Here is a 17,836-nt window from a genome sequence, read left to right as displayed (position 1 = left end):
TTGGTCATGAAGATCCTCTTTCTCGGAGACGTGATGGGGCGCGCCGGGCGCGCGGCCGTGACCGAGACGCTGCCCCGTCTGCGGGACGAGTGGCGGCTCGATTTCGTCGTGGTGAACGGCGAGAACGCGACCTCGGGGGCAGGGCTGTCCGCGGCCCATGCGAAGGCGCTGCTGGAGGCCGGGGCCGACGTGATCACGCTCGGCGACCATGCCTTCGACCAGCGCGACATGTTGCAGTTCATCGCGTCCGAACCGCGCGTGCTGCGTCCGCTCAACTTCGCCAAGGCGGCTCCGGGGCAGGGCGCGCGCCTGTTCGAGGCGCGGGGCGGGCGCAAGGTTCTGGTGGCGCAGGCACTTGGCCAGGTCTTCATGAAGCGCCCCTTCGACGATCCGTTCTCGGCACTCGATGCGGCGTTGAAGTCCTACCCGCGCGGCGGTCTCGCGCAGGCCGTGATCGTCGACATCCACGCCGAGGCGACGTCCGAGAAGATGGCGACGGGCCATTTCTGCGACGGCCGCGCCAGCCTCGTCGTCGGCACGCACACCCATGTGCCGACGGCCGACGCGATGATCCTGCCGCGCGGCACGGCCTATCAGAGCGACGCCGGCATGTGCGGCGACTACAACTCCGTCATCGGGATGCAGAAGGAGGAACCGCTGCGACGCTTCCTCACGGGCATGCCGAAAGAGCGGTTCACCCCCGCGGACGAGGCCGCGACCCTATCGGGCGTCTATGTCGAGACCGACGACCGCAGCGGCGCGGCGACCCGCATCGCGCCCGTGCGGCTGGGCGGGCGGCTTCAGGACGCCGGGCCTTGAGCCGCGACCGCCTCGTTCTCTTGGTGCTCCTCCTGGCCATCGGTGCCGCCTGGGGCATCACCCAGCCCTTCGCCAAGATCGCTGTCTCGGAGGGCTATCGCCATTTCGGGATCATCTTCTGGCAATTCCTGCTGGGCGCCGCGCTGCTGGCCGCGATCAACCGGGTCCGGGGGCGCGGCCTGCCGCTCGGCCGCGTTCAGGTCGCGCTTTATGCGACCATCGCGCTGATCGGAACGCTGTTGCCCAACTCCGCCAGCTACACCGCGGCGATCCACCTGCCGTCGGGCATCCTGTCAATCGTGCTTTCGCTGGTGCCCATGCTGTCGTTCCCCATCGCGCTTGCCCTGGGCATGGACCGGTTCTCGGCTCTGCGCTTCGCGGGCCTGCTGCTTGGCTTCGCCGCGATCCTCATGATCGCGCTGCCGGAGACGAGCCTGCCCGACCCGGCGATGGTCTGGTGGCTGCCGCTCGCCCTGGTCGCGCCGGCGTTCTACGCGGTCGAAGGCAACTTCGTCGCGCGCTTCGGCACCGCCGGCCTCGACCCCGTGCAGCTTCTTCTCGGGGCCTCGGTCATCGGCGCCGCCATGGCGCTGCCGCTTGCGCTGATGACGGGGCAGTGGATCTCGCCGCTGCCTCCCTGGGGGGCGCCAGACTTCGCGATCCTCGGTTCCTCAGCGGCACATGCCCTGGCCTATTCGGGCTATGTCTGGATGGTCGGCCGCGCGGGCGCCGTCTTTGCCGCGCAGGTCAGCTATCTCGTGACCGCCTTCGGCATCCTCTGGGCCTGGATCATCTTCGGCGAGACCTATTCTGGCTGGGTCTGGGCCGCCATCGCGCTCATGTTCGCGGGACTCTTCCTCGTGCAGCCGCGCGGCCAGGCACGCAGCGCCGCCGCCGCCTGAAGACCAAGACGCCGCTTGCGGGGCGGCAGGCCATCGGGGATGATGCCCAGTGGAGCCGGGCCGGGGGCCTCCGGCCACGGCAAGGGGCAAGGATGCTCGATCTCGGACTGTCTCAGACCGGCGAGGGCCTGGTCGCGCTGGCGATCCTCGGGGCGATGTTCGCCCTTTTCCTGACCGAGCGCTGGCCGACGGAGGTGGTCGCCATCGGTACCGTCGGCGTCCTTCTCGTGCTGGGTCTTCTGCCGTATGACGCCGCGCTCGGTGTCCTGTCTAATCCCGCGCCCTGGACCATCGCGGCGATGTTCATCGTGATGGGCGCGCTGGTGCGCACCGGCGCGCTCGACGGACTGACCCGGCGGGCCGAGGCGCTGGCCTCCCACAGCCCGCGCCGCGCGCTCGTCACGCTTCTGGCGTTCAGCGCGCTGGCCTCGGCCTTCATGAACAACACCCCCATCGTCGTCATCATGATCCCGGTCTTCGTGCAGGTGGCGCGGATCGCGGGGCAGTCGGCCTCGAAATACCTTATTCCGCTCAGCTATGCCGCGATCATGGGCGGCACGCTGACCCTGATCGGCACGTCCACGAACCTCCTGGTGGACGGAATCGCGCGCACGGAGGGTTTCGAGCCCTTCTCGATCTTCGAGATCACTCCAATCGGCCTGGTCGTGGTCGCCTGGGGAATGATCTACCTGACCTTCATCGGCCGCCATCTCCTGCCCGAGCGCGTCTCGATGGCGGCGCTTCTCGGGGGCGGGCGCGCGCGGGCCAAGTTCTTCACCGAGGTTGCCGTGCCCGAGGGCTCCACCCTGATCGGCCGAAACGTCAACGAGGTGGAGATGTTCCGGCGCGAGGGCGTGCGCCTGATCGACGTGTTGCGCGGCGACGCCTCGCTTCGCCGGGACATGTCGGCGGTCGAATTGCTGGCCGGCGACCGCGTCGTGCTTCGCACCGATATGGCCGAGGTTCTCGGCCTGCAGCAGTCCAAGGAGTTGAAGACGGTCGACAAGCTGAGCGAGGTGCGCACGACGACGGTCGAGGTCCTCATCACGCCCGGTTGCCGAATGGTCGGTCGGCGCCTCGGCGATCTCCGCCTGCGCCGCCGCTACGGTGTCTATCCGCTGGCCGTGCACCGGCGGAACCAGAACATCGGCCGACAACTCGACGACCTCGTGGTCCGGGTGGGCGACACGCTCCTGCTCGAAGGTGCGCCGGCCGATGTCGAGAGGCTGGCCGCCGACATGGACATGGTCGACGTCTCCGCGCCGTCCGAACGCGCCTACCGCAGGGGCAAGTCGCCCATCGCCATCGCCGCCATGGCGGGAATCGTGGTCCTGGCCGCGCTGAACGTCGCCCCGATTCTCGCCCTCGCCATCGTCGCGGTGGCGATCGTGCTGCTGACAGGATGCATCGACGCGGAGGAGGCGTTTTCCTTCGTCGAGGGGCGGTTGCTCGCGCTGATCTTCGCCATGCTCGCGGTCGGCGCGGCGCTGGACCATACAGGCGCGGTCGAACTGGTCGTGGGCAGCGTCGCCCCCGCGCTCGAGCCGATGCCGGCCGTCGCCCTTGTCTGGGCGGTCTACTTCCTGACCACGCTTCTGACCGAGCTGGTGTCCAACAACGCCATTGCCGTCATCATGGCGCCCATCGCCATCGCGCTGGCCGAGGCGACCGGTGTGGATGCCCGCCCCCTGCTTGTCGCGGTCATGATCGCGGCTTCCGCCTGCTTCGCCACGCCCATCGGTTACCAGACCAACATGCTGGTCTACGGGCCGGGCGGATACCGGTTCACCGACTTCCTTCGCGTCGGGATTCCGTTGAATCTTTCGCTGGGGGTTGTGGTCTGCCTCGCTATTCCGCTTATCTGGCCATTGTAGGGGCAGATGCGCCCCCGAAGGAGCACGTGCCATGCCGATCGGCAGCCTCTTGCGCGACAAGGTTCCGGACATCGTCGTGATGTCCGCCGTCGTCGCCCTTCTGACCGGCTGCGCCGTATCGCCGCCGCGCCCGGTGGAGGTGTCGCTCGACCGCACCTCGCTCGAGGTCCGGCTCTCCAACGGCGAGACCTGCGTCGGCCCGGTTTCCGCGACCCGGTCGGGATCGGGCGGCGGCGCGGCCGTTTCGGGCGCTGGCCAGCTTGGCGGCTGTTCGGTCGCGCTCGGCTATCGCGTGACGGCCGATACCGGCCTCAACCCGGTGCGCCTCGTGCTGGAGGAGGTCTTCGCGGCCATAGGCCTGCCCGATGCCATCGCGCCCGCCGCCGATGTGGAAATCACGGCACCCGATGGGCGCCGCTGGCTTTTCGCCTCGCCCTCCGACGCCGGACGCGCCTGAACGCCTCCGATCTCAGAACGGCCAGAATACCAGCAGCGCGGGGACCGACACCGCGATGATGAGGATTTCCAGCGGAAGCCCCATCCGCCAGTAATCCCCGAACCGGTAGCCGCCGGGGCCAAGGACCAGCGTGTTGTTCTTGTGCCCGATCGGCGTGAGGAAGGCCGCCGAGGCCGCGACCGCCACGGCCATGAGGAACGGGTCGGGGTTCACATCCAGACGCTCCGCCATGGTGATCGCCACGGGCGCCGCGACGATGGCGGTCGCAGTGTTGTTGAGGATGTCCGACAGCGTCATCGTCACCACCATCAGGACCGTCAGGATGGCCCATGCGGGCCAGTCGCCCGTCAGCGCCACGAGCGCCTCGGCGATTAGCCCGGTGCCTCCGGAAGTCTCGAGCGCGGCGCCGAGCGGGATCATCGACCCCAGAAGCACCACGACCGGCCACTCGATCCTGTCGTAAAGCTCCGAAAGCGGCACGACACGCATGGCGACGAAGCCCACCGCGACGATCCCCAGCGCCACGGGCAGGTAGATCAGCCCCAGCGCCGCCGCCGTCACCGCTGCGGCAAAGAGGGCGATGGCCCCCCAGGTCTTGCCCTCCTGCGTCACCGAAAGTCCCCGGTCGGCAAGGGTCATGCCGCCGAGCCAGGCCACCACGTCGTCGGACCGGTCCGAGGGCGCGAGGAGAAGAAGGATGTCGCCCGGCCGGATCACCGTCTTGCGCAGCGCCTTCGTGATCCGTTCGCCCTGCCGCGCGATCCCCAGAAGCGTGGTGTTCTGGCGCCACGAGAGGCCGACCGCCTCGACCGTCCGTCCGTCGATCCGGGCGCCTTCGGGGACGACCATCTCCACGAGGCTGACACCATCGCCGACCGCCTCGGCCCCGCTTCCGTTGTCGGGGGTTTCCAATCCCTGCGCCGCACGGAACTCGTCGAGCGCGGCGGGATCGGCCTCGATCACCAGCACGTCGCCAGCCGCCAGCTTCAGGGTCCGGCCCGTGCCGTAACGCCGTCGCCCGTCGCGGACGATGCCGATCAGGGCGACATCCGCCTTGGCGGCCTCGTCCTCCAGCTCGCGCAGACGCTTTCCGGCAAGCTTGCCGTCCTCGGGCAGGCGCAGCTCGGCGATGTAGGGCTTGAGTTCCGCCACCCGGTCGCCGCCCACGCCGCTGTCGCGCACCGGGATCAGCCGCCAGCCGACGAGGGCCACGAAGACCAGGCCCGCGACCGCCGCGACCCCGCCCACGGGCGCGAAGTCGAACATGGCGAACGGTTCACCCAACGCATCCTCGCGGAAGGTGGCGATGATGATGTTGGGCGGCGTCCCGATCAGCGTGACCATGCCGCCGAGTATCGTGGCGAAGCTGAGCGGCATGAGGCTGAGCCCCGGGCTGCGGCCGGCCTTGCGCGCGGTGGCGATATCGACGGGCATCAGCAGCGCGAGCGCCGCGACGTTGTTCATGAAGGCCGATAGGACGCCGCCCACGCCGCCCATGATGGCGATATGGGCCCCGAGGCTGCGCGACGCGTCGATCAGCGTGCGCGTGATGAGCAGGACCGCGCCCGAGCGCACGAGGCCCGCCGATATGATGAGAACGAGTGCCACGACGATGACGGCCGGATGGCCGAAGCCGGCGAAGGCCTGGTCGGCGGGCACGACCCCGAGGACGATGCCGAGAAGCAGCGCGCCGAAGGCCACCATGTCGTATCGGACCCTGCCCCAGAGAAGGAGCGCGAAGACGCCACCGAAGAGCGAAAAGAGGAGGATCTGGTCCTGGGTCATGGGGGGAGCCTAGCGACAAGGCGGAACGGGGGGGAGGGGGCGTGCCGGAAAAGGCGCACATTCCGACCCGCGGGAGCCCGTTTCCCGGCATCCGGGGCGAAGGTGGGGGCTAGAGGTGCGGTCCCACGGGACGCGCGCCGGCATCTTGCAGCTTGTCGATCAACGCCGCGGTCGATGGCAGAAAACGTCCGCGCGGCTTGCTTTCCTTCCACCAGGCGCGAGCACCGGGTGAAGACAGCAGATCGAGCATCGTGTTGTGCACGGCGTAGTTGAGGTGCTCGAACTGTTTCGGCACGGTGCCCAAGTGCTTGTCGAAATTGCCAATGATGTGGATGCCCTGTTCCAGGTAGAGGCCGAAGGCCAGTTTTTCGCCCGGGCTCAGCGCGTCGAAATCCTCCTGTCCGCGGGCCACGAGATCGGCCATCGCGAGGTCGTTGGTCACCGCCTTGAACTGGGTGAGCGAGACCTGGAGCTCGCGCCAGTTTTTCAGGCGTGTCTCGCGGTTCTGGTCACGCAACTGCAGCGCAAGGAACAGAAGCGAGGCGATGACACCGGCGGCGGCCAGAAGATCGGCGATATCGGCGAGGAAGGTCAGCATGAGCCAAGTCCCGTGAGTGCGGCGGGGCGACCCTAGCCGCCCTCATCCAGCCTGCGAAGCCCTCGCGCGTCGCGGCCGGTCGATATTGCCGCTGCGCACGCCCTGCGCTAGAGAGGCCGGCGTTCAGGACAACGACAGACGAGGCAGCCATGGCCGGCCATTCCAAATGGGCGAATATCCAGCACCGCAAGGGACGGCAGGACGCCGCGCGCTCCAAGCTGTTCTCCAAGCTCGCCAAGGAGATCACCGTCGCCGCCAAGATGGGCGACCCCGATCCCGACAAGAACCCGCGCCTGCGCCTGGCGGTGAAGGAAGCCAAGTCGAACTCCGTCCCCAAGGACGTGATCGAGCGCGCGATCAAGAAGGCGATCGGCGGCGAAGGCGAGAACTACGAAGAGATCCGCTACGAGGGTTATGGCCCGAACGGCGTCGCGGTGATCGTCGAGGCGATGACCGACAACCGCAACCGGACCGCCTCGACCGTGCGCTCGACCTTCGGCAAGCATGGTGGCAACCTCGGCGAGACGGGCTCGGTCGCCTTCATGTTCGATCGCAAGGGGCAGGTGGTCTACTCGGCCGATGCCGGTGATGCCGAGACCGTGCTGATGGCCGCCATCGAGGCCGGGGCCGAGGATGTCGAAAGCTCCGAGGAAGCCCATGTCGTGTGGTGCGCCGATACCGATCTGAACGAGGTCTCTACCGCGCTCGAGGCGGCGCTGGGCGAGAGCGAGACCACCAAGCTGGTCTGGCGGCCCACCACGACGACGGAACTGGGCCTCGAGGATGCGCAGAAGCTGATGAAGCTGATCGATGCGCTTGAGGACGATGACGACGTCCAGACCGTGACCTCGAACTTCGAGATCTCCGACGAGGTGATGGAACAGCTCGCCGGGTGAACGAGGGGGCTCAGGCCCCCTTGTCGCGTACGGCCCGCACCAAGGCGCGGGTCAGCGGGGCGAGCACACGGGCATAGCGGCGCGGAACCTGCCAGACGAGCGGGGTTTCGAGGCGCAGGTGCGGGACCAGTTCCACGAGATGCCCCGACGCCAGGTGCGGGGAGAGGTGGCCGACAGGGTTCAGGCACCATCCCAGCCCCGCGATGGCCGCGTCCGTGATGCCTTGTGTCGAGGCCACGTAGTGGGCGCGCAGCGGCACCCGTGCCCCGGCCGCCCGTTCCGCCCACATCGACGGCAGCGCGTCTTTCCGGTTGAACACCAGCGCCGGCGCGGCGGCGAGCGTCGCGGCCGACACCCTGCCGTTGAACCAACGCGCGAAGAAGGCCGGCGCGCAGACCGCCGGATATTCCAGGCTCCCCAGCGCCACCGCAGTGCAGCCCTGAACCGGCGTCGAGGACAGCGTGATCGCCGCGGCCACCTCGCCCGATCGCAGGAGGTCGGCGGCATGGGCCTGATCGTCGATCACCAGATCGAAGAGGAAGCCCGCCTCCGCCGCCACCGCCAGCGCGTGCGGCACGAAGGTCGCGAGACTGTCGGCGGTGACGGCGATCCTGACGGGCGTCTCCGCCCCGGGCAGGAGCCCCGCGAGATCCGTGGCCAACTCCATCTCCAGAAGGCCGACCGCCTCGGCATGGGCGAACAGGCGCTGTCCCGCATCGGTCGGCGTCGCGGGGCGCGTGCGCCGGATCAGGGTCGCGCCCATGCGGTGTTCGAGGGCCTTCACGCGCTGGGAGACGGCCGATTGGGTGATGCCGAGGGACGCGGCCGCGGCCTCGAACGAGCCGCAACGGAGCACGGCGGCGAAGGCGGCGAGAGCGGCGGCATCAATCATTAGAAGATCTTATCTTGCATGTATGAAATGCACTAGACGAATGCTGGCAGGATCGGCTAGCCGGAGCACCGCGCCACCGGAGCCCGCCCGATGACCACCGCCTTTCTCGCGGGTTTCGCCCTGTCCTTCTCCCTCATCCTCGCCATCGGCGCGCAGAACGCCTTCGTCCTGCGGCAGGGCCTGAAGGGGGAGTACGTGACGGCCGTGGTGCTGGTCTGCTGCTTTTCCGAAGGTATCCTCATCGCGACGGGCGTCGCGGGGTTCGGTGTGCTCGCGCAGGCGGTGCCCTGGGCGCTGGAGGCCATGCGCTGGGGTGGGGTGGCCTTCCTGACGGCCTACGGCCTGCGTGCACTCCGATCCGCGGCGACCGAAGCCGGGGCGCTCACCGCGGCGGGCGGCGCGGGGCAGGGCCTCGGGGCGGTGCTGGGCACCGCGCTGGTGATGACCTGGGCCAACCCGCACGTCTATCTCGACACCGTGGGACTGATCGGCGCGGTGGCGGCGCAGTACCGGCCGGCGCATTGGGCCTTCGGGGCCGGCGCCTTGACGGCCTCCTGCCTGTTCTTCGCGGCGCTCGGCCACGGCGCGCGGGTCTTCGCTCCTGTTTTCGCACGGCCCGCGGCGTGGCGGATCCTAGACGCAGTGGTCGGCGCGACGATGATGGTCCTCGCCGTCAAGCTCGCCTTCGGAGACTGAGGCGGCTTGCAGTCTTCCGGCACTTGGGCTGATGTGCGGGCGATGTCCGAAAGCGAAGACAGAACAGAAAAGACGCCGGTCGCGCCCGGGTCACGGCCCGTTCTCGGCGTCATGTGGATGATCGTCACGGGCATCTGTTTCGTGGCGGTCACGGCCAGCGTCAAGATGGTGGGCGATGACGTGCCGGCGGCGCAGGCAGCCTTCCTGCGCTATGTTCTGGGCCTCGTCTTCCTCATCCCGATGATCCCGGCGATCCGCGCCGCGACCTTCAGCCCGAGGGTGTTGAAACTGGCCGGGATCCGCGGCGCGGCCCATGCGCTGGGCGTGATCGCCTGGTTCTACGCCATGACGCGGATCCCGATCGCCGAGGTGACGGCGATGAACTACCTCAACCCCGTCTACGTGACGGTCCTGGCCGTGATCGTGCTGGGCGAGCGCATTTCGACCCACCGTGCCATGGCCGTCGTCGTGGCCCTCCTTGGGGCACTCGTGATCCTGCGTCCGGGCTTCCGCGAGCTCGATCCGGGGCATTTCGCCATGCTCTTCACGGCAGCGTCCTTCGCGGTCGGCTATATCCTGGCCAAGATCCTCGCCGACGAGGTGCCGGCCGCCGCGGTGGTCTTCCTTCTGTCGGTCACGGTGACGCTGGCGCTGGCGCCGTTCGCCCTTTACGTCTGGGTGCCCGTCGGTCCCGGCGACCTGGGATGGCTCTTCCTGACCGCGGTCTTCGCCACCGCAGGCCATTTCACGATGACGCTCGCCTTCCGGGCAGCCCCCCTGACCGTGACGCAACCGGTCACCTTCCTGCAGCTCGTCTGGGCCACAACCCTCGGCGCGGTGGTCTTTTCCGAGGCGGTCGATATCTGGGTCGTTGTCGGGGGAACGATGATCATCGCGTCGGTCAGCTACATCGCCTGGCGGGAGGCGGTCCTGCGCAGGCAGGTGGCGGCGGCGGCTTCCACGCCGGGCTATGGCGCCGCCGCGGGGCGTGGCGACCGGCAGGACGTCCGCGATTCGCCCGGAAATTGAGCAGCCGGTGCGGCAATCGCCCAGCGTAACGCCAACGGGTCATGCTGCAGCGCGGAATGCGGCGGGCGGTCACTTGTCTCACACAATCATCTGCGTTGCCTTGCCGAAAGCGGAGGGAACGCATGACACTGGAAGCCGTCATCTTCGGGGGGATGGGAAGCCTCGCCGAATGTGCCGAAATCGACCGGGCGGCCTGGAACGCCGCCTTCCGGATGCACGATGTGCCGTGGAACTGGTCGTGGGACACCTATAGCGAACTGATGCGGCCGGGCGGGGACCGGCAGCTGGCGGCGCGTTACGCGGCGCACCTGGGGCAGGTCGTGGAGGCGCGGGCGCTCGACGCGGCGCATCAGAACCTTTTCGCGGCCATGCTGGTCGAGGAGGTGCCGCTGCGCCCGGGCGTGGCGCGGGTGCTGGCCTGGGCCGCGAGGGGCGGCGTCAAGCTCGCCATCGTGAGCCGCGCGGAGTTGCAGCCGGTGACGGCGCTCCTCAGGGCAACGGCGCGCGCGCGGGCGGGGATCTCCTTCGACGTGGCGGTGCTCCGCTCGGACGTGACGCGGATGGCGCCGGACCCGCAGGCCATGACGCTTGCCGTCGAGAAACTCGGCGTGGGGACGGGCCGCTCGGTGGTGGTGGCCGATACGCCGGTCGCGGCACAGGCGGCCCACGGAGCCGGCCTGCCGGTCCTGGCCTTTCCGGGGCGGCTGGCCGAGGCGGAGCCCGAGGAATTCGGCGGTTTGCCGATGGTGCATGCACTGTCGCCCGAGGCCCTGACCCAGGCCTGGCGCGGTGCGGAATCGACGGCTGCGGAATAAGGCGGACCGGCGCCGGCGATTGATCTGGCTCAAGGCCGCGGGCGCTCGGACGGGACTAGGGTTTCCAACCGAGAGAACTGTCCGGCAGAGGAGACCCGCGCATGTCCAACACCCCCCACGAACTGGCCGACGACTTCCCCCACGAGGTGGAGAAGATCCACGAGTTGAAAGTGTCCAATCCGCATTTCGCCCGCCTGATGGATGCCTATCACGAGGTGAACCGTGCCGTGCACCGGGCGGAGACGGGTGTGGAGCCGGTCGATCAGTCGGCCGAGACGCAGATGCGCAAGGAACGGATGCGGCTGAAGGACGAGATCGCGGGGATGCTGGCCAAGGCCTGATTGCCGGGCGTGCGCGCCCTCGCGCCCCCTTGCGGGAGCGGTCGGCCGCGCACCGGGGGGCCAGCCCCCCGACCGCGCCGCGGCCTCTGGCCGCGACGCGCCCCCCGGAGTTTCGGGCCAGAGTGAAGAAAGCCGGGAAGCGCGCCCTTCAGGTCGCGTTGCCCTCGGTCTTGCCTTCCACATGGTTCTGGAAGCGTTCGAAGAACTGGTCGGCCATCTTCTTGGCGAAGCTGTCGATCAGGCGCGAGCCGAGTTGTGCGATCTTGCCGCCGACCTTGGCCTCCACGTCGTAGTGGAGGTCGGTGCCACCGCCCTCGGCATCGCTGAGGCTGACTTCGGCACCGCCCTTGGCGAAGCCCGCGACGCCGCCCTTGCCTTCGCCCGAGATCCTGTAGCTGGTTTCCGGAACCACGTCCGACAGGATGACGCTTCCCTGGAACGTGGCCTTCACCGGGCCGACCTTCTGCTTGACGATGGCGTGGAAGCCCTCTTCGGGGGATCCCGTCAACTCTTCGCAGCCGGGAATGCAGGCCTTCAGGACCTCCGGATCGTTCAGCGCCGCCCAGACCGTCGCGCGGTCGGCGTCGAGCGTTCGGGTTGCGTGCATTTCCATGTCCGTCTCCTCCATGTCGCCGCTGCGACAGGCCTAGTCCCGCGCGTCCCGCGGCGTCAATCGGCAAAGAAGCGCAGTCAGGGCTCGATCTCGTAGGGCAGGGTGCCGCGCCGGTCGGGGTCGATGCGAAGCTGCCGTTCAAGCGGCGGCACGGCGCGCTGGTGGCAGTGCGCGCGTTCGCAGATCCGGCAGGATATGCCGATCGGCTGGAATGCGGCGTCGCGGTCGAGGTCGAGCCCGTCGGCATAGACGAGCGCCGGCGCGTGCGCCACCTCGCATCCCAGCGAGATCGCGTAGCGCCGGGTCGGCGTGCCCCAGGCGCTGCCGGGTTTCGACACGTCGCGGGCGAGAATGACGTAGCGCACGCCGTCGGGCGTCTCGGCAAGCTGGCGCAGGAAGCGGGTGGGCGTCTCGAAGGCCTGGTGAACGTTCCACAAGGGGCAGGCGCCGCCGTAGCGGGCGAACTGGAGACGTGTCGCGGAATGCCGCTTCGTCACGGTGCCAGCCTGGTCGACGCGGGCGAAGAAGAAGGGCACCCCCTTGGCGCCCGGCCTTTGCAGGGTCGACAGCCGGTGCGCCACCTGTTCGATCGAGGCCCCGAACTCGTTCGACAGATGCTCCAGATCGTGGCGTGTCTCGCGTGCGGCGCCCGCGAAGCGCGTGTAGGGCAAAAGGACCGCGCCGGCGAAATAGTTCGCCATCCCGATCCGGGCGATCTCGCGCGCGGTTTCGGTCTGGAACCGGGCCAGGTCGAGCGTGGCCTCGAGAAGCGGCGCCTGCGTGAGCAGCGCATATTGGTGCAACAGCTGGAAGCGCTGGGTTTCGGGCGCGGCGCGGGGCGAGAGTGTGAGCGTCCGGCTGGCGCGGTCGTAGTGTCGGACGCCTTCACCCGGCGACTTGCGGATCGTGACGCCGAGCGCGCCGAGCTCCGCCTCGGTATGGGCCGCGAGATCGCCCTTTGCCTGACCGGCGAAGCGTTCGGCGGCGCGGTCCACGGCGTCGATGTAGTTGTCGCAGTAGTGGAAGAAATCGCGCACCTCTTCCCAGGGGCTTTGCAGGGCGCGGCTGTCCTGCCCCAACGCCTCGTCGAGGGAAGCGAGGCGTTCATGGGTCTGGCGATAGGCGCGGTGCAGATCGAGGAAGGCGCGGGCCAGCGATGGCGCGTTCGAGGCGGCGAGGCGCAGGTCGGAGACGGGGGGCAGGGCCTCGGCGAAGACGGGGTCGGCCAGCGCCTCGCGCATGTCGGAGACGAGCCGCTCGGTATCGCCCGAGCCCAGCTCGGTCACGTCGAGGCCGAACTCCCGGGCGAGGCCCAGCACCACGGCGGTCGAGACCGGGCGGTTGTTGTTCTCCATCTGGTTCAGGTAGGGCAGGGAGACGCCGAGTTTGGCGGCGAAGTCCTTCTGCGTGAGGCCCAGGCGCGTGCGCACCTCGCGCAGCTTCGCGCCGGCATAGAGTTTCTGGGTCGACATCGCCCCTCCGTGCTTTGCAGAGGGAATAGCGGGGTTTGCAAACCCTGCAAAGGGGGCGCTTTCACCTTGCGTCTTGTGCGATCGACGGGGCGAGGTGGCCGTCAGCCCACGACCTGCCGCTCGCGCCGGATCGTATAGAGGATGGCGAAGACGGACAGGACCGAGGTGGCGAGCATGATCAGGATGAGCGGATAGGCCCCGCTGTCCCCTGTCAGGAGCGTGCCGGCCACTGCCGAAAGGACGGCGCCGCCGCCGATCGTGATGGCGCCGCCGAGGCCGCTGGCCGTGCCGGCGAGATGCGGGCGCACCGACAGCATGCCGGAGGTCGCGTTAGGCAGGACCATGCCGTTGCCGACACCGACGAAGGTCATGGAACCGAAGAACACGAAGGCTGTCTTGAACCCCATGAGGAACAGCACGAGCGACAGCACCAGCCCGGCCGTCGACAGGATCGTTCCCCAAAGGATCATGCTGTTGATCCCGACACGGACCGAGAAGCGGCCCGTTATCCAGTTGCCGAAGAAATACCCCAGCGCCGCCGTCCCGAAGTAGAGGCCAAGCTGTGCCGCCGATAGTCCGAAGACCTCCGATCCGACATAGGGCGCCCCGCCGAGGTAGGCGAAGAAGGCCCCCGAGGCGAGGGAGGCCGCCATGCAGTATCCCCAGAAGCGACGGGAGCGGAACAGCTCGGGGTATTCCGCGAACTGTTCGGCGAAGGTGCCCGCGCCGCGTGCCGCGGTCTCTCCGAGGTCGCGCCAGGTGAGCGTCAGGACAAGCGCGCCGAGGGCCGCCAGCATCCAGAAGTTCGCCTGCCATCCGAGCGTCTCGTCCAGGACGCCGCCGATGGCCGGCCCGATCATGGGCACGACGGCCATGCCCATGGTGACATAGCCGATCTGGCTTGCCGCCTGGTCGGCGGGATACATGTCGCGCACGACGGCACGACCCAGCACGAGGCCCACGACGATGACGGCCTGCAGCATGCGGAAGGCGAGGAAGATCTCCACACTTGGCGCAAGGATGCAGCCGATGGTCGCCACCAGGAAGATGGCGACGCCCCATAGGAGCACCGGCCTCCGCCCGTAGCGGTCCGATATCGGGCCGACGACGATCTGCAGGACCGCGTTCACCGCGAGGTAGAGCGCGACGGACAGCTGCATGAGACGGTAGTCGGCCCCGAAATGCTCCGCCATCGCAGGCAGCGAGGGCAGGAACACATTCATCGAGAGCGCGCCGAGACCGGTCAGCACGATCAGTGTGAAGATGTGGGGCGGGGTGGCGCGGTCCAGAAACCGCACCGCGGGAATTCGCGTCATGGGACAGGGGCTACGCCGGTGCGCCGGGAAGGTCCAGTGCGGCCCTGCGTCCCGGTGCCGCACAACCGCATGTGCGCCGATGCGAGGGTCAGCTCAGGCCCAGCGGTGGAAGACAAAAAACGCCCCAGCCGCGATCAGCACGAAGCCGACGAGATGGTTCCATGCCAGCGGCTCGCGCAGGTAGAAGGCCGAGAAGCCGGCGAAGATGGTGAGCGTGATGACTTCCTGTATCGTCTTCAGTTCGACGGCGGAAAAGTAGCCGTGTCCGATCCGGTTGGCCGGCACCTGCAGCAGGTATTCGAAGAAGGCGATCCCCCAGGATATTATGATCACGGCGAAAATCGGGGCCGCCTTGTACTTGAGGTGGCCGTACCAGGCGAAGGTCATGAAGATATTGGACATCACCAGAAGGCCGATCGTGACCACTGGAACCGGCAGGGTGGGCATGGTGGGGGTGCTCGCGCAGGGTGAACCTGTCGCCAGACGTTAGCGCAACCTTGGCCCGGCCGCGAGCGGCTTCATGCGCGCGCGGCAATGAGTTTGCAATTTTGCAGTGATTGCGGCAAAGCAATTTGCAAATATGCCGTTTCGGACTCGCCCACTCGGGAGGCGCTCGCTAGTGTGCCGGGCAAGAGGCCCGGCGAAAGACCGGGCGAGACCGACTTGCCTCAGACCGCCGGAAGCGGCCGGCCACGGAAGGGACGCCCATGAAAGACATCCTCGAACAGCTCGAACACCGCCGCGGCGAGGCCCGGCTCGGGGGCGGCCAGAAACGCATCGACAGCCAGCACGCCAAGGGCAAGCTGACCGCGCGGGAGCGGATCGATCTCCTGCTCGACGAAGGCAGCTTCGAGGAATTCGACATGTTCGTAACGCATCGCTGCGTCGATTTCGGCATGGACAAGTCCAAGCCGCGTGGCGACGGCGTCGTGACCGGCTGGGGCACGATCAACGGTCGCCTCGTCTATGTCTTCTCCCAGGATTTCACCGTGCTCGGCGGCTCGGTTTCGGAGACGCATGCGGCCAAGATCTGCAAGATCATGGACATGGCGATGCAGAACGGCGCGCCCGTGATCGGGATCAACGATTCCGGCGGCGCGCGCATCCAGGAGGGCGTGTCCTCGCTCGCCGCCTATGGCGAGGTGTTCCAGCGCAATATCGAGGCCTCGGGCGTGGTGCCCCAGATCAGCCTGATCATGGGGCCCTGCGCGGGCGGCGCGGTCTACTCGCCTGCCATGACCGACTTCATCTTCATGGTGAAGGACAGCTCCTACATGTTCGTCACCGGCCCCGACGTCGTGAAGACGGTCACGAACGAACAGGTGACGGCGGAAGAGCTCGGCGGCGCCTCGACCCACACCCGAAAATCCTCGGTCGCGGACGGCGCCTTCGAGAACGATGTCGAAGCGCTCTCGGAAATCCGGCGGCTTATCGATTTCCTGCCGCTCTCGAACCGCGAGAAGCCGCCGGTGCGGCCCTTCTACGACAGCCCCGACCGGGTGGAGGAGAGCCTCGACACCCTGATCCCCGACAATCCCAATCAGCCCTACGACATGAAGGAACTGATCCTGAAGGTCGCGGACGAAGGGGATTTCTACGAGATCCAGGAGGATTTCGCGAAGAACATCATCACCGGCTTCATCCGGCTCGAAGGGCAGACCGTGGGCGTGGTGGCGAACCAGCCGATGGTCCTGGCGGGGGTGCTGGACATCGATTCGGCGCGCAAGGCCGCGCGTTTCGTGCGCTTCTGCGACTGCTTCGAGATCCCGCTGCTGACCTTCGTCGACGTGCCGGGCTTCCTCCCCGGAACAGGGCAGGAATACAACGGCGTCATCAAGCACGGCGCGAAGCTGCTGTTCGCCTATGGCGAGGCGACGGTGCCGAAGGTCACGGTCATCACCCGCAAGGCCTATGGCGGCGCCTACGTGGTGATGTCGTCCAAGCACCTGCGCGGCGATATCTCCTACGCCTGGCCGACCTCCGAGATCGCGGTCATGGGCGCCAAGGGCGCGGTGGAGATCCTGCACCGTGCGGATCTGGGTGACCCGGCCAGGACCGCGGCGCACACGAAGGAATACGAGGACCGCTTCGCCAATCCCTTCGTGGCGGCCGAACGCGGCTTCATCGACGAGGTGATCCAGCCGCGCTCGACGCGCAAGCGGGTCTGTCGCGCCTTCGCCGCGCTCCGGCGGAAGGAAAAGAAGATGCCTTGGAAAAAGCACGACAATATTCCGCTGTAGGGTGCGCGACCCGCACACCGACAGGCGAAAAGGTGGGCCGATGGCCCACCCTACGGAGCCCTGAATGACCGACCCGATCTTCCACATGATCGCCGATGGCCCGCGTCCCGTCGCGCCCTTCTCCCACGCGGTGGAGACGGGGGGATGGGTGTTCCTGACGGGGCAGATGCCGACCGATCCCGCGGCCCCCGACGCGCCCCTGCCCCAAGGGGTGGAGGCGCAGACGGTTCGGGTGATGGAGAACCTGAGGCTCATCTTGCAGGGCCTCGGCCTCGACCTCTCCCACGTTGTTCAGATGCGCGCCTACCTGACCGAGTTCGAGCGCGACTACGCGGCCTTCAACGCGACCTATGCCGGGTTCTTCCCCGAAGACAGGCGGCCTGCGCGCACGACGGTGGGCGTCACCGCGCTGGCCGTGGGTGCGCTGGTCGAGATCGACTGCGTCGCGCGGCGGCCCGGGGCGGGAAATGCCTGAGCATGGCCTTTCGCTCGCCACTTTCGCCGCTCGGCTGGATCGCGCTTCTGGCGTCTGTCGCCGCTGCGGTGCTCTCCATCGTCGCGATGACCTTGCCGCGGGTACCGAACGGGCCCTGCACGCTGGAGGAGGCGCACGCGCTGCCCTCGGGCCGCACCGGCCGCCTCTGCGAGGTGTTGACGGAAACCCAGCCCTTCACCGAGACCGACTGGCTGGTTCTGCGGATGGTGGTGCCGGACCTTCCCGAACCGGGCTCGCAGGCAGACCATGCAGACCACGACTGGGTTTGCAGGACCATCGGGGTGCCGGCGGCCGAGACCGGCGCGTCGCGCCCTTCCCGCATCGTCGTGCAACTGATGTCCGAGCCCTTTCCCCGTGGCGAACCCGCGCCGGGGATAACCCAATCCATCGAGGCTTACTCGATCCGCAGCGGTGCCTGCATCTGGGAGCTTTTGTGATGCAGATACAAAATCTTGTGATCCGTTCTTCAAGCGGGACTCCATCTGAGGCTTCTGAGTCACAGACGCGGGCCGCTTGTGGAAAAGCCTGTGGATTGAATCCCGCCTCAGCTATCATCGGAACTGGCTGCGGAACCGCAGCTGTACCTCGGGTCGTG

The 17,836-nt window shown here is 68.0% G+C and carries 19 protein-coding genes; 12 read left to right on the top strand and 7 right to left on the bottom strand.

Annotation, left to right across the window (positions count from 1 at the left end):
• The first annotated feature begins 6 nt into the window (after nucleotides 1-6).
• From N8I71_RS09795 to N8I71_RS09780, 4 genes are all read left to right on the top strand, one after another.
• Nucleotides 7-819 (top strand): TIGR00282 family metallophosphoesterase, encoded by an 813-nt coding sequence (locus tag N8I71_RS09795; protein ID WP_262877796.1) that lies wholly within the window; start codon nucleotides 7-9, stop codon nucleotides 817-819.
• Entirely contained in the window at nucleotides 816-1,721 is a 906-nt protein-coding gene (locus N8I71_RS09790; protein ID WP_262877795.1) for a DMT family transporter, read from the top strand. The genes N8I71_RS09795 and N8I71_RS09790 overlap by 4 nt, the downstream gene beginning before the upstream one ends.
• 92 nt (nucleotides 1,722-1,813) lie before the next feature.
• Nucleotides 1,814-3,595, top strand: coding sequence for an SLC13 family permease (locus N8I71_RS09785; protein WP_262877794.1), 1,782 nt, complete (start codon nucleotides 1,814-1,816; stop codon nucleotides 3,593-3,595).
• A 31-nt stretch (nucleotides 3,596-3,626) separates the two neighbouring features.
• A complete protein-coding gene (locus tag N8I71_RS09780; protein WP_262877793.1) occupies nucleotides 3,627-4,052 on the top strand; it encodes a hypothetical protein in 426 nt (141 codons plus the stop codon).
• Nucleotides 4,053-4,064: 12 nt separating this feature from the next.
• On the opposite strand, the gene N8I71_RS09775 is transcribed toward N8I71_RS09780, so the two are convergent.
• Nucleotides 4,065-5,837 carry an SLC13 family permease gene (locus tag N8I71_RS09775; RefSeq protein ID WP_262877792.1) on the bottom strand — a complete coding sequence of 591 codons (1,773 nt, stop codon included), beginning with the start codon at nucleotides 5,835-5,837 and terminating at the stop codon, nucleotides 4,065-4,067.
• Between the two features lie 109 nt (nucleotides 5,838-5,946).
• Nucleotides 5,947-6,435, bottom strand: coding sequence for a hypothetical protein (locus N8I71_RS09770; protein WP_262877791.1), 489 nt, complete (start codon nucleotides 6,433-6,435; stop codon nucleotides 5,947-5,949).
• A gap of 149 nt (nucleotides 6,436-6,584) precedes the next feature.
• Between N8I71_RS09770 and N8I71_RS09765 the strand changes: the two genes are divergently transcribed.
• Nucleotides 6,585-7,331: a YebC/PmpR family DNA-binding transcriptional regulator gene (locus N8I71_RS09765; protein ID WP_262877790.1), complete on the top strand. Its 747-nt coding sequence runs from the start codon at nucleotides 6,585-6,587 to the stop codon at nucleotides 7,329-7,331.
• Nucleotides 7,332-7,341: 10 nt separating this feature from the next.
• Here N8I71_RS09765 and N8I71_RS09760 read toward each other — a convergent pair whose 3' ends face one another.
• The gene (locus N8I71_RS09760) at nucleotides 7,342-8,223 is read right to left on the bottom strand and encodes an ArgP/LysG family DNA-binding transcriptional regulator (protein WP_262877789.1); all 882 of its coding nucleotides are present in this window, start codon (nucleotides 8,221-8,223) and stop codon (nucleotides 7,342-7,344) included.
• A 90-nt stretch (nucleotides 8,224-8,313) separates the two neighbouring features.
• Between N8I71_RS09760 and N8I71_RS09755 the strand changes: the two genes are divergently transcribed.
• The 4 genes from N8I71_RS09755 (at nucleotide 8,314) to N8I71_RS09740 (ending at nucleotide 11,104) form a co-directional block, all read left to right on the top strand.
• The gene (locus tag N8I71_RS09755; protein WP_262877788.1) at nucleotides 8,314-8,919 is read left to right on the top strand and encodes a LysE/ArgO family amino acid transporter; all 606 of its coding nucleotides are present in this window, start codon (nucleotides 8,314-8,316) and stop codon (nucleotides 8,917-8,919) included.
• A 42-nt stretch (nucleotides 8,920-8,961) separates the two neighbouring features.
• A complete protein-coding gene (locus N8I71_RS09750; protein ID WP_262877787.1) occupies nucleotides 8,962-9,948 on the top strand; it encodes a DMT family transporter in 987 nt (328 codons plus the stop codon).
• 122 nt (nucleotides 9,949-10,070) lie between these two features.
• The gene (locus tag N8I71_RS09745; RefSeq protein WP_262877786.1) at nucleotides 10,071-10,763 is read left to right on the top strand and encodes an HAD family hydrolase; all 693 of its coding nucleotides are present in this window, start codon (nucleotides 10,071-10,073) and stop codon (nucleotides 10,761-10,763) included.
• Nucleotides 10,764-10,864: 101 nt separating this feature from the next.
• Nucleotides 10,865-11,104: a YdcH family protein gene (locus N8I71_RS09740; RefSeq protein ID WP_262877785.1), complete on the top strand. Its 240-nt coding sequence runs from the start codon at nucleotides 10,865-10,867 to the stop codon at nucleotides 11,102-11,104.
• 148 nt (nucleotides 11,105-11,252) lie between these two features.
• Here N8I71_RS09740 and N8I71_RS09735 read toward each other — a convergent pair whose 3' ends face one another.
• From N8I71_RS09735 to N8I71_RS09720, 4 genes are all read right to left on the bottom strand, one after another.
• Nucleotides 11,253-11,717 carry a CoxG family protein gene (locus N8I71_RS09735; protein WP_262877784.1) on the bottom strand — a complete coding sequence of 155 codons (465 nt, stop codon included), beginning with the start codon at nucleotides 11,715-11,717 and terminating at the stop codon, nucleotides 11,253-11,255.
• 77 nt (nucleotides 11,718-11,794) lie between these two features.
• On the bottom strand, nucleotides 11,795-13,189 hold the full coding sequence (locus N8I71_RS09730) for a helix-turn-helix domain-containing protein (protein ID WP_262877783.1): 1,395 nt from the start codon (nucleotides 13,187-13,189) through the stop codon (nucleotides 11,795-11,797).
• A 101-nt stretch (nucleotides 13,190-13,290) separates the two neighbouring features.
• Nucleotides 13,291-14,505 carry a multidrug effflux MFS transporter gene (locus N8I71_RS09725; protein WP_262877782.1) on the bottom strand — a complete coding sequence of 405 codons (1,215 nt, stop codon included), beginning with the start codon at nucleotides 14,503-14,505 and terminating at the stop codon, nucleotides 13,291-13,293.
• A gap of 93 nt (nucleotides 14,506-14,598) precedes the next feature.
• Nucleotides 14,599-14,952: a DMT family protein gene (locus N8I71_RS09720; protein WP_262877781.1), complete on the bottom strand. Its 354-nt coding sequence runs from the start codon at nucleotides 14,950-14,952 to the stop codon at nucleotides 14,599-14,601.
• Nucleotides 14,953-15,212: 260 nt separating this feature from the next.
• Between N8I71_RS09720 and N8I71_RS09715 the strand changes: the two genes are divergently transcribed.
• The 3 genes from N8I71_RS09715 (at nucleotide 15,213) to N8I71_RS09705 (ending at nucleotide 17,678) form a co-directional block, all read left to right on the top strand.
• Nucleotides 15,213-16,745: an acyl-CoA carboxylase subunit beta gene (locus N8I71_RS09715; RefSeq protein WP_262877780.1), complete on the top strand. Its 1,533-nt coding sequence runs from the start codon at nucleotides 15,213-15,215 to the stop codon at nucleotides 16,743-16,745.
• Between the two features lie 64 nt (nucleotides 16,746-16,809).
• The gene (locus N8I71_RS09710) at nucleotides 16,810-17,220 is read left to right on the top strand and encodes a RidA family protein (RefSeq protein ID WP_262877779.1); all 411 of its coding nucleotides are present in this window, start codon (nucleotides 16,810-16,812) and stop codon (nucleotides 17,218-17,220) included.
• Between the two features lie 2 nt (nucleotides 17,221-17,222).
• Nucleotides 17,223-17,678 (top strand): DUF6497 family protein, encoded by a 456-nt coding sequence (locus N8I71_RS09705; protein ID WP_262877778.1) that lies wholly within the window; start codon nucleotides 17,223-17,225, stop codon nucleotides 17,676-17,678.
• Nucleotides 17,679-17,836: the final 158 nt, after the last annotated feature.

The organism is Roseicyclus sediminis (assembly GCF_025515305.1).
Taxonomy (GTDB): domain Bacteria; phylum Pseudomonadota; class Alphaproteobacteria; order Rhodobacterales; family Rhodobacteraceae; genus Roseibacterium; species Roseibacterium sediminis.
This window is presented reverse-complemented; position numbering and strand designations above follow the sequence as displayed.

Bases quoted from the DNA above. Each gene is read 5' to 3' on its own strand.
- N8I71_RS09735 (WP_262877784.1), bottom strand. From the start codon at position 11,717: ATGGAAATGCACGCAACCCGAACGCTCGACGCCGACCGCGCGACGGTC.
- N8I71_RS09755 (WP_262877788.1), top strand. From the start codon at position 8,314: ATGACCACCGCCTTTCTCGCGGGTTTCGCCCTGTCCTTCTCCCTCATC.
- N8I71_RS09740 (WP_262877785.1), top strand. From the start codon at position 10,865: ATGTCCAACACCCCCCACGAACTGGCCGACGACTTCCCCCACGAGGTG.
- N8I71_RS09715 (WP_262877780.1), top strand. From the start codon at position 15,213: ATGAAAGACATCCTCGAACAGCTCGAACACCGCCGCGGCGAGGCCCGG.
- N8I71_RS09745 (WP_262877786.1), top strand. From the start codon at position 10,071: ATGACACTGGAAGCCGTCATCTTCGGGGGGATGGGAAGCCTCGCCGAA.
- N8I71_RS09775 (WP_262877792.1), bottom strand. From the start codon at position 5,837: ATGACCCAGGACCAGATCCTCCTCTTTTCGCTCTTCGGTGGCGTCTTC.
- N8I71_RS09770 (WP_262877791.1), bottom strand. From the start codon at position 6,435: ATGCTGACCTTCCTCGCCGATATCGCCGATCTTCTGGCCGCCGCCGGT.
- N8I71_RS09730 (WP_262877783.1), bottom strand. From the start codon at position 13,189: ATGTCGACCCAGAAACTCTATGCCGGCGCGAAGCTGCGCGAGGTGCGC.
- N8I71_RS09795 (WP_262877796.1), top strand. From the start codon at position 7: ATGAAGATCCTCTTTCTCGGAGACGTGATGGGGCGCGCCGGGCGCGCG.
- N8I71_RS09720 (WP_262877781.1), bottom strand. From the start codon at position 14,952: ATGCCCACCCTGCCGGTTCCAGTGGTCACGATCGGCCTTCTGGTGATG.
- N8I71_RS09785 (WP_262877794.1), top strand. From the start codon at position 1,814: ATGCTCGATCTCGGACTGTCTCAGACCGGCGAGGGCCTGGTCGCGCTG.
- N8I71_RS09710 (WP_262877779.1), top strand. From the start codon at position 16,810: ATGACCGACCCGATCTTCCACATGATCGCCGATGGCCCGCGTCCCGTC.
- N8I71_RS09725 (WP_262877782.1), bottom strand. From the start codon at position 14,505: ATGACGCGAATTCCCGCGGTGCGGTTTCTGGACCGCGCCACCCCGCCC.
- N8I71_RS09780 (WP_262877793.1), top strand. From the start codon at position 3,627: ATGCCGATCGGCAGCCTCTTGCGCGACAAGGTTCCGGACATCGTCGTG.
- N8I71_RS09705 (WP_262877778.1), top strand. From the start codon at position 17,223: ATGGCCTTTCGCTCGCCACTTTCGCCGCTCGGCTGGATCGCGCTTCTG.
- N8I71_RS09765 (WP_262877790.1), top strand. From the start codon at position 6,585: ATGGCCGGCCATTCCAAATGGGCGAATATCCAGCACCGCAAGGGACGG.
- N8I71_RS09750 (WP_262877787.1), top strand. From the start codon at position 8,962: ATGTCCGAAAGCGAAGACAGAACAGAAAAGACGCCGGTCGCGCCCGGG.
- N8I71_RS09760 (WP_262877789.1), bottom strand. From the start codon at position 8,223: ATGATTGATGCCGCCGCTCTCGCCGCCTTCGCCGCCGTGCTCCGTTGC.